This is a genomic window from Thiothrix lacustris DSM 21227, from assembly GCF_000621325.1.
GTDB classification, from domain to species: Bacteria; Pseudomonadota; Gammaproteobacteria; order Thiotrichales; family Thiotrichaceae; genus Thiothrix; species Thiothrix lacustris.
Map to the genome: position 1 here is coordinate 167,154 of NZ_JHYQ01000006.1, position 9,116 is coordinate 176,269.

11 protein-coding genes are annotated in these 9,116 nt (G+C 53.3%); 5 read left to right on the top strand and 6 right to left on the bottom strand.

Annotated elements, in window-relative coordinates:
• The first annotated feature begins 25 nt into the window (after nt 1–25).
• The 3 genes from ccoS to Q394_RS0104530 all read left to right on the top strand — a co-directional run bounded on the left by ccoS (nt 26) and on the right by Q394_RS0104530 (nt 1,889).
• Nucleotides 26–229 (top strand): cbb3-type cytochrome oxidase assembly protein CcoS, encoded by a 204-nt coding sequence (gene ccoS / locus Q394_RS19125; protein WP_051542767.1) that lies wholly within the window; start codon nt 26–28, stop codon nt 227–229.
• 277 nt (nt 230–506) lie between these two features.
• Nucleotides 507–1,415, top strand: coding sequence for a selenium metabolism-associated LysR family transcriptional regulator (locus tag Q394_RS0104525; RefSeq protein WP_028488226.1), 909 nt, complete (start codon nt 507–509; stop codon nt 1,413–1,415).
• Between the two features lie 66 nt (nt 1,416–1,481).
• Nucleotides 1,482–1,889, top strand: a complete 408-nt coding sequence (locus Q394_RS0104530; RefSeq protein WP_028488227.1) for a hypothetical protein — start codon at nt 1,482–1,484, stop codon at nt 1,887–1,889.
• Here Q394_RS0104530 and uvrB read toward each other — a convergent pair.
• Both uvrB and Q394_RS0104540 read right to left on the bottom strand, forming a co-directional pair.
• The gene (gene uvrB / locus Q394_RS0104535) at nt 1,881–3,905 is read right to left on the bottom strand and encodes an excinuclease ABC subunit UvrB (protein ID WP_028488228.1); all 2,025 of its coding nucleotides are present in this window, start codon (nt 3,903–3,905) and stop codon (nt 1,881–1,883) included. The genes Q394_RS0104530 and uvrB overlap by 9 nt on opposite strands.
• The gene (locus tag Q394_RS0104540) at nt 3,902–4,474 is read right to left on the bottom strand and encodes a TetR/AcrR family transcriptional regulator (protein ID WP_245606729.1); all 573 of its coding nucleotides are present in this window, start codon (nt 4,472–4,474) and stop codon (nt 3,902–3,904) included. Before Q394_RS0104540 ends, uvrB begins: the two co-directional genes overlap by 4 nt.
• A 123-nt stretch (nt 4,475–4,597) precedes the next feature.
• On the opposite strand from Q394_RS0104540, the gene Q394_RS0104545 reads away from it, so the two are divergent.
• A complete protein-coding gene (locus Q394_RS0104545) occupies nt 4,598–5,707 on the top strand; it encodes an S-(hydroxymethyl)glutathione dehydrogenase/class III alcohol dehydrogenase (protein ID WP_028488230.1) in 1,110 nt (369 codons plus the stop codon).
• Between the two features lie 10 nt (nt 5,708–5,717).
• A complete protein-coding gene (gene fghA / locus Q394_RS0104550) occupies nt 5,718–6,554 on the top strand; it encodes an S-formylglutathione hydrolase (protein WP_028488231.1) in 837 nt (278 codons plus the stop codon).
• A 7-nt stretch (nt 6,555–6,561) separates the two neighbouring features.
• Here fghA and queE read toward each other — a convergent pair whose 3' ends face one another.
• The 4 genes from queE to Q394_RS0104570 form a co-directional block, all read right to left on the bottom strand.
• On the bottom strand, nt 6,562–7,203 hold the full coding sequence (queE, locus tag Q394_RS0104555) for a 7-carboxy-7-deazaguanine synthase (RefSeq protein WP_028488232.1): 642 nt from the start codon (nt 7,201–7,203) through the stop codon (nt 6,562–6,564).
• Nucleotides 7,200–8,288: a 6-carboxytetrahydropterin synthase gene (locus Q394_RS0104560; RefSeq protein WP_028488233.1), complete on the bottom strand. Its 1,089-nt coding sequence runs from the start codon at nt 8,286–8,288 to the stop codon at nt 7,200–7,202. The genes queE and Q394_RS0104560 overlap by 4 nt, the downstream gene beginning before the upstream one ends.
• Nucleotides 8,248–8,601 (bottom strand): AbrB/MazE/SpoVT family DNA-binding domain-containing protein, encoded by a 354-nt coding sequence (locus Q394_RS21860; protein WP_156946735.1) that lies wholly within the window; start codon nt 8,599–8,601, stop codon nt 8,248–8,250. The genes Q394_RS0104560 and Q394_RS21860 overlap by 41 nt, the downstream gene beginning before the upstream one ends.
• A 260-nt stretch (nt 8,602–8,861) precedes the next feature.
• Nucleotides 8,862–9,116 (bottom strand): transposase (locus Q394_RS0104570; protein WP_051542770.1); only part of this gene is annotated, 255 nt, incomplete at its 5' end.

Consider the following 9,116-nt stretch of genomic DNA (forward strand, 5'->3'; position numbering starts at 1 on the left):
TCTGATTTGGTCGGGATATAACATAATGGATGCCTTGTACCTGTTGATTCCTATTGCGTTGGGTGTGATGGTTGTAGTGGTGATAGCTTTCATCTACACAGTCAAAAGCGGGCAATATGATGATTTAGAGGGGCCAGCGCACCGTATCTTGATGGATGATGACGATCCACGTATCCCAGGAAACCAGAAACCGCTAGTAGCAGAGGAAAAAGAGAGTCAGCGTGATTAATAAATAGAGGCATGCCGTTTATCGCCCCGTGCTCTACCTCCCATCATATTACTCACGTATTATTCACGAAGCTGAACATATCATTAACCATAATGCGAAAATTGTTCTATGCTATCTATAACAAATTCCTCTGGTGAAAATTAGTGGGTTTTTAGATATATTTTTTTAATCATTGATCAGTAGTAAATATCCGGGAATGGATTGCCGGAACAGGGATGGCAAGGATGGGTTCCCTGTGGGGTTTGCTAGGACTGGTAATAGGAGAATAGGTAATCATATGGCTGATAGAAGATTACAGGTCTTTCATGCGGTGGCTCGCTTATTGAGCTTCACCAAGGCAGCAGAAGTGCTGCATATGACGCAACCGGCGGTCACATTCCAGATCCGTCAGTTGGAAGACCAGTTTGATACCCGTCTGTTTGACCGGACGCATAACCGCGTTTCCCTCACAGAAGCTGGGAAGATCACTTTCGAGTATTCCGAGCGTATTTTCGAGCAATACAGCGAGATGGAAAATGCCATCCGTGAAATGACTAACGACATCAGTGGTTCTTTAACTATTGGCGCGAGTACTACCATTTCCGAATACATGTTGCCGTCCCTTTTAGGTGAATTTAACTCCAAAAACCCTGATGTTAGACTGCGCCTGCGCGTGTCCAACACTGAGGGCATTGTGTCCATGGTAGAAAACAACGTCATTGATTTGGGTGTTGTCGAGGGCATGGTCAACAATAAAAACCTGCTGGTGGAAGTTTGCCGTCAGGATGAATTGGTATTGATTGTGCCGCCTACCCATGCGTTGGCAAGCAAGTCAGCCATTAAAATGAAAGACGTACTGGAATACCCTTTTATCTGCCGTGAAGAAGGCTCAGGTACACGTGAAGTGGTCTTGGACTATTTGTACGCGCTGGGTATGGACAAACATGCAATGAATGCCTGTTTGGAACTGGGTAGCCCAGAAGCTGTTAAAGGTGCCGTTGAAGCTGGTATGGGTGTCTCCATCGTTTCTAGTGCCAGTATCGGTAAAGAGTTACGCCTTGGCTCATTGGTTGCTATTCCATTAGATCCACCCCTGACCCGTGACTTCTCTTTCGTGCGCCAGCGCCAAAAGTTCAAAGTCCGTGCGATGGAAGAACTGCTGGAGTTTGCCCGCAGCTATTGCGAAAACCTCAAAAAGCAGAAATAAAATCCGCTGCGGGTACAGCTCATGTTGCTGTACCCCGGATTATTTGCATCACACAGGATATTTCCCATGTTACCCGGTATGCCACAATCCAACGGCTCTGCCGAAGAAAAGCGTCTTCGCAAGCTATACCGCGACATGAGTTCACAAGATCAGGCAACCCTGATGCGCTTTGCTGAGTTTTTGGCAGGCTCGCCGACGCTTGATGCTGAACCCATGACTGAATTCCCCACCCCCGAAAACATTCCGCGCCCCGAACAGGAAAGTGTGGTCAAGGCGATTAAACGTCTGACAGCGACTTATCCAATGGTTCCGCGTGAACGTTTACTCAATGAAACCTCCAGCCTCATGACAGCGCATGTGATTCACGGCAAGTCAGCCCCGGTGGTGATTGAAGAGCTTGAACTGATGTTTGCACAGCATTACACCACGCTGAAAGCTGAGTTCGAGAAAGAAACCCCTCCCGCTTTACTCTAGGCCGAACACACGGGCGCGGAGGTGGGCAAGCTGATCGCGGACTGAGGCGGCCTGTTCAAATTCCAGATTCTTGGCGTGCTGGAACATCTTTTCTTCCAGCTTCTTGATTTGCTTGAGCGCCTGGTCGGGCGTTAGGCTGCGGTATTCTGCCGCTTCCTCGGCAACTTTCTTTTCCCCACGTGTTTTCCCTTTGCCCTTGCTGGCATTGGCGTAAGCGCCTTCCATCACGTCGGCAATGCGCTTGCGGATGGTTTGCGGGGTAATGCCGTGTTGTTCATTGTGGGCAAGCTGCTTGGTGCGGCGACGGCTGGTTTCGTCCATTGCTTTGCGCATGGAATCGGTGATCTTGTCGGCGTAGAGAATCGCTTTGCCTTCTGCATTGCGTGCTGCCCGCCCGATAGTCTGTATCAGGGAGCGCTCAGAACGCAGGAAACCTTCCTTGTCAGCATCCAGAATCGCTACCAATGACACTTCTGGTATATCAAGCCCTTCCCGTAGCAAGTTAATGCCAACTAGGGCATCGAATTCGCCCTTGCGCAGGTCGCGGATGATTTCAACGCGTTCCACGGTGTCGATGTCAGAATGCAGGTAACGTACCTTGATATTGTGTTCCATCAGGTAATCGGTGAGGTCTTCCGCCATGCGTTTGGTCAGCGTGGTGACCAGCACGCGCTCATTGCGCTGGGCACGTTCGCTGATTTCGGACATCACGTTGTCGACTTGCGAGAGGATAGGGCGTACTTCGACTAGCGGGTCAACTAACCCGGTCGGGCGCACCACCTGTTCGGCGATATTGTCGGAATGCTCCAGCTCATAGGTGCCGGGCGTGGCGGAAACGTGGATAGCTTGCGGAATCAGTTTCTCAAATTCGTCAAAGCGCAGCGGGCGGTTGTCGAGTGCCGAGGGCAGGCGGAAACCGTAATCCACCAGTGTGCTTTTGCGGGAATAATCGCCTTTGTACATGCCGCCGAATTGCGGAATGGTGACGTGCGCTTCGTCGATGAACACGATGGCATTGCGCGGTAAGTAGTCGAATAAACAGGGTGGTGGTTCCCCTGCCGGGCGTTTCGACAGGTAGCGCGAATAGTTTTCGATGCCGGAACAGTAGCCGGTTTCGACGATCATTTCGATGTCGTACTGGGTGCGCTGTTCGAGACGTTGTGCTTCCACCAGCCGGTCGTTTTCGCGCAAGACGGTGAGGCGTTCCTTGAGTTCGGCCTTGATGTAGTCGATGGCAGCCAACAACACCTCTCGCGGGGTGACATAGTGCGTTTTCGGGTAAACCGTGAGGCGCAGCACACGGCGTAGCACTTCGCCGGTCAGTGGGTCGAAATAGCTGAGGTTTTCGATTTCGTCATCGAACAGTTCGATGCGGATGGCTTCCTTGTCGGATTCCGCTGGGTGGATGTCGATGATTTCGCCACGTACCCGAAATGTGCCGCGTTGCAGGTCAAGGTCGTTGCGGCTGTATTGCATTTCCGCGAGTCGGCGTAACAGGGTGCGCTGGTCGATGCGGTCGCCACGCACCAGAATCAGCAGCATTTTCAAATACGATTCGGGGTCGCCGAGGCCGTAAATCGACGAAACGGTGGCGATAATGATGACATCTTTGCGCTCGAACAGGTTGCGGGTGGCAGAAAGGCGCATCTGTTCGATGTGGTCGTTAATGGCGGAATCTTTTTCGATGTACACGTCTTTGGACGGCACATAGGCTTCTGGCTGGTAGTAATCGAAGTAGGAAACGAAATATTCCACCGAATTATTCGGAAAAAATTCCTTCATCTCGCCGTAAAGTTGTGCCGCCAGCGTTTTATTGTGTACCAGAATAATTGCCGGGCGCTGGGTTTGCTGGATGATGTTTGCCATCGTGAAGGTTTTGCCCGACCCGGTAACGCCCAGCAAGGTTTGGTGTAACAAGCCATCATGCAGGCCATTGACGAGTGAACGGATCGCTTCCGGCTGATCGCCAGCGGGCTGGTAGTCGGTGTGGAGCTGAAAAGTGTTCGGTTCAGTCATGTCAGGATGCCTGTGCGGATGGTTTGCAATAATTGCGGGGCGTATTCGGGCAGTGGGCGTTCGATCATGCCGTCCAGCCGTAACTGGATCATACGGATAGCTCCGCCAAACAGGCTGGCGGTCACTACCCACGGGTCAAGTGCGCCAAAATCACCCGTAGTGATGCCTTGCTGCACAATCTGGCGAACCTTGATGAAGGGGGCGGAATGACAGGCCAGCGGCTGTTGTGGGATGAATTCGGTGTGTTTTGCGTGGAAGGCAAACGCGATGATATTGCGGTGGGTTTCCGTATAGCCAAATAATTGATTGATAATGGCTTCGCATTGCTGCCAGGGGGTTGGGTATTCCAGTATGACCGCATCCACCAACTCATCGATTTCATTGAAAATGTGTTTGTAAAGCGCTTGTGCCACGCCTTCCTTGCCGCCGAAGTGGTTGTAAATCGAGCCGATGCTGACTTGCGCCCGCTTTTGTATTTCGTGGATGGAGACGTTGTGGTAGCCATTTTCCACAAACAGATCCAGCGCTGCGGCCAGAATACGGCAGTCAATGGGTTCGGGGCTGGACACACATTTTCTCAAATACGGCATAAGGTCAAGCCTAGCTAATACCCCAGTAAATAGCAATTGACAGAAATGAACATTCATTCTATTTTTATTGACAGATCAATATGACACAGAGGAGTTATTTGTATGAAATGCCGTGCAGCCGTCGCGTGGGAACCTAAAAAACCGTTAGTGATTGAAGAGATCGAAGTCGAAAAACCGCGTGAAGGCGAGGTGTTGCTACGGGTAGTCGCTTCCGGTGTTTGCCATACTGATGCGTTCACCCTCTCAGGCGATGACCCAGAAGGCGCGTTTCCTTGTGTCCTCGGTCATGAAGGCGGTTGTATCGTCGAGGAATGTGGCCCCGGCGTGAAAAACCTCAAGCCCGGCGATCACGTTATCCCGCTGTATATTCCCGAATGTGGCGAATGCGAATACTGCCATTCCCCCAAAACCAACCTGTGCCAATCCATCGCCTCCACGGTATGGACAGGTTACATGCCTGATAATACACGCCGCTTTAGCTGTAACGGTAAGCCGATTTATCACTACATGGGCTGTTCCACCTTCTCGGAATACACGGTCGTGCCGGAAATTGCCTTGGCGAAAATTAACCCTGCCGCGCCGCTGGACAAGGTTTGTTTGCTTGGTTGTGGCGTGACCACGGGGATTGGTGCGGTGCTGAATACGGCCAAAGTTGAACCGGGTTCCACGGTTGCCGTTTTCGGTTTAGGTGGCATCGGTTTATCGTGCATTCAGGGCGCGGTGATGGCAAAAGCTGGGCGTATTCTTGCTATCGACATTAATCCCAGCAAATGGGAAATGGCGAAAGCGCTGGGTGCAACTGATTTTATCAACCCTAAAAACATCAACGGTTCCATCAGCGAATACATCAAAGAAATTACCAATGGCGGAGTCGACTATTCCTTCGAGTGCATCGGTAACGTTCACGTGATGCGTGATGCGCTGGAATGCACCCACATGGGCTGGGGTGTTTCCACCGTGATTGGTGTAGCAGGTGCTGGTCAGGAAATTGCCACTCGCCCGTTCAATCTGGTGGTCGGGCGTACTTGGAAAGGCTCAGCGTTTGGCGGCGTGAAAGGTCGTACCGAGTTGCCGGGCTACGTTGAGCGTTACCTGAGCGGCGAAATCGAGCTGGATAGCATGGTCACGCACACCATGCCACTGGACGACATCAACCGTGCATTTGACTTGATGCACAGCGGCGAAAGCATCCGTTCCGTCATCATTTTCTAAAGGGGGGCGCATGACGCTGATTGAAAGCATCAAGGAGTTTGGCGGCTATCTTAACCGCTATACTCATTATTCGGTGGCTTGCCATTGCCCGATGACTTTTTCGGTGTATTTGCCGCCACAGGCAGCGCATGGCAGTGTGCCTGCCTTGTACTGGCTGTCGGGGTTGACCTGTACTGATGATAATTTTCGTGTCAAGGCCGGGGCGCAACGTTACGCCGCCGAGCAGGGTATCGCGCTGATTATTCCTGACACTAGCCCGCGTGGTGAAGGCGTGCCAGATGTGCCGGAACGTTACGATCTGGGGCAGGGCGCGGGGTTTTACGTCAATGCTATCCGGCCGCCGTGGGATGAGCATTTCCGCATGTACGATTACGTGGTGGAGGAACTGCCGCATTTGGTGGAAATGAATTTGCCGCTGCTACCGGGGGTGAAATCCATCAGCGGGCATTCGATGGGGGGGCATGGTGCTTTGATTGCGGCGCTGAAAAATCCCGGCGCTTACCGTTCGGTATCAGCATTCTCACCGATTTGTCATCCGCTCAAGGGTGAGTGGGGTAAGGGGTGTTTTACGGCCTATTTGGGCGGCAATACTGCACAGTGGGCAGCGTATGATGCCACCTGCTTGGTACAGTCGGGGGCTTCCATGCCCGAAATCCTGATTGACCAAGGGACTGCGGATGAGTTTCTCGCGGCTGGGCAGTTGTTACCAGAAGCTTTTCAAGCAGCCTGCCTACAAGCCGAACAGCCCTTGTCATTGCGGATGCAGGAAGGCTATGACCACAGCTACCATTTCATCGCCACCTTTATCGGCGAACACATCACTTGGCACGCCGGTGCCTTGAGGTAGGGGATACTTACGGAATCCCCAGCAATTTATGGGTTTGCACACTCAGCTTCCACTGCGGGTGTTGCATACAATAGGCAATCGCCGCTTTGGTATTTTTTGCCTGTTCTGCCCCATCCAACGCTTGCAGGTAGAAATGCTGGAAATCCAGCCCTGCAAAGCGTTCGGGCATAGCCAAGGGCTGCGGGTACACTAGTTTCAGTTCATTGCCATGTGTGAGCACTAATTCGCTGTCGGCTTTGGGGCTGACGCATAGCCAGTCGATGCCTGCGGGGGCGGGTTTGGTGCCGTTGGTTTCTACCGCAATCTCGAAGTTTTCTTTGTGTAATGCGTCGATCAGGGCTTTATCCAGTTGCAGCAAGGGTTCGCCGCCGGTGAAGACGATGAAGCGATTCATATCCTGTTTCACGCCGATCCACCATTCGCGGGTGATGACTTCCACCAAGGCTTGCGCGGTGCGGAATTTGCCGCCGTTGATGCCATCCACCCCGACGAAATCGGTGTCGCAGAAATGGCAGACGGCTTTGGTGCGGTCTGCTTCCAAACCTGACCATAAATTGCAGCCTGCAAAACGGCAGAACAGGGCAGGGCGACCGGCGTGGAAGCCTTCGCCTTGCAGGGTGTAGAAGATTTCTTTGACGGAATAGGTCATACAGGCAACCCCGGTTCGTGTTCGCCCCATGAGAGCACTACGCCGCAGCCCGGCGTTTCGTACAGGTCGATGCGGTCAAGTTGTGGCAAGCCAGGTTCGGCTTGGCTGCGTATCCAGCGGGCAATGCTGGCGGCGTCGGGTTCGTCTAGCCCCGGCAATTCGTTGAGGTTGTGGTGGTCGAGCTGTTGGTAAATCGGCTTGAATTGCGACTTTACGTCACCGTAATCGACTGTCCAGCCCATCACGGTGTCGAGCGCGGCGGTGAGGTGCAGGCGCAGCAGGTAGCTGTGCCCGTGCAGGCGGCGCACGCTGTCATTGGGGGCGGCACGGGTCAGCGTCAGGGCACTTTCAAAGCGTTGGTCTTTCCAGATGCGGTAATGTTGCCCGTCGTAGTGGCAGCCTGCGGTGACGGTTTCGTACACACTGACCCATGAGAGCGCGTCGAGTTCGGGCTTGAGGCGTTCCCACAGCCATGCGGCGAGCATTTCACTGGTGGGGTTTTCCAGACCGGGAATGTCGTTGAGGCAGTGGTGGTGCAATTGCTCATGCAACGGTTGCCAGACGGCTTCGAGACGGTCGAAGTCCACGCCCATGTCTTGCGCTTGCAGGTTTTGGTTGGCGTGCAGGATGACTTCAAAGCCGTGGCCGTGCATCCGCCCGCATTGGTGGCCGGGGGCGACATTGGGCAAGCGGTGCGCGGCTTCAAAGCGGAAACGTCGCCAGATGTGGGCGTTGTCAGCAAGGTCGAGGTCTGCGCCTTGGTGCAAGGTGCTTTGCACGCCGACTGAAGCAACGCTGGGCAGGGCGAGGCGGGCGCGAATCCAGCGGGCGAGGTTTTCATCCGTGGGCATCGGCAGGAATTGGTTGAGGTCGTTGTAGTCGAGTGGCGCGACGCAATCCGCCAGTTGTTGGCGCAAATCAGCGTTCGCCCCGGTGTTGAGGGTGCGGACTTTGGCGAGAAAGCTGTGTCCGTGCAGGCGACGGGCGGGGTGTCCGGCGGAAAGCGGTGATTGCCCTAAGGCATTTTCGACGCGGCAGGCGGCTTCAAAGGGGGCGGCGGCGACGTAAAACAGGGTTTCGTTCATGGGATAGCGTGGGCTTGCTGGGAATCAAGCGGGAATTATGGCGTAGGCGGGGGCGTTGCGCTATGTTTTCGGTATACTCGATAGGCTTGCAAAGCTGATCTATCGGCACGGGTGTGCCTGTATGCTGTAAGAAACCACGCAATGATTTTGCTGGAAGTTTGCGCTTGTGCGGTATCTTAGTCTGTAGCATGACCCCATATTCTGTTGTCACCAATGTCAACTCAACACCTATACCCCAGTGCAAAGAGTCCCGCACCTCTTTAGGTATGACAATTTGCCCTTTGCTGGACGGTCTAACAGTTGCCGCCATCATAATCTTGACTCTCGGTAAGACGATAGGTAAGAACCTTGGTTATGAGGCGGATGGTGTTGAATAACAAGCGTAACGAGGGTGTAGAAAAACCCGAATCTGATCATCCTATCCAGATCGGGCAGTCATTTTTTTGAACACCCCATACGGTTGGGGGGCTTTTTCACCATTGCCAACTTCCAGCCTCCCCACACCGACCTGAAAGCTGCCTGATACAGGCAATACCGTGTGTATTTTCGTGTTTGGCAGCATCATTTCCCCCTTCATGCGACATACCCGTAATGTGCCAGCTTTTCGAGGTTGTGCATCAGGCAAAACAGTTTCCATTGCCCGTCCACTTTGGCTTTGCTGCGCAAGGTGAAGCGGTGCAGGCGTTTGTTGCCGCGCAAGTTCCCAAACACGGGTTCGACGGTGGCGAAGCGTTGGGTGATCATGCGTTTGCCGAGGTCTGAATCGATTTTTGGCTTCATCAAATCGGTGTGGCTGGGGGTGTCATCGCGTTTGCCTTGCAGGAACGT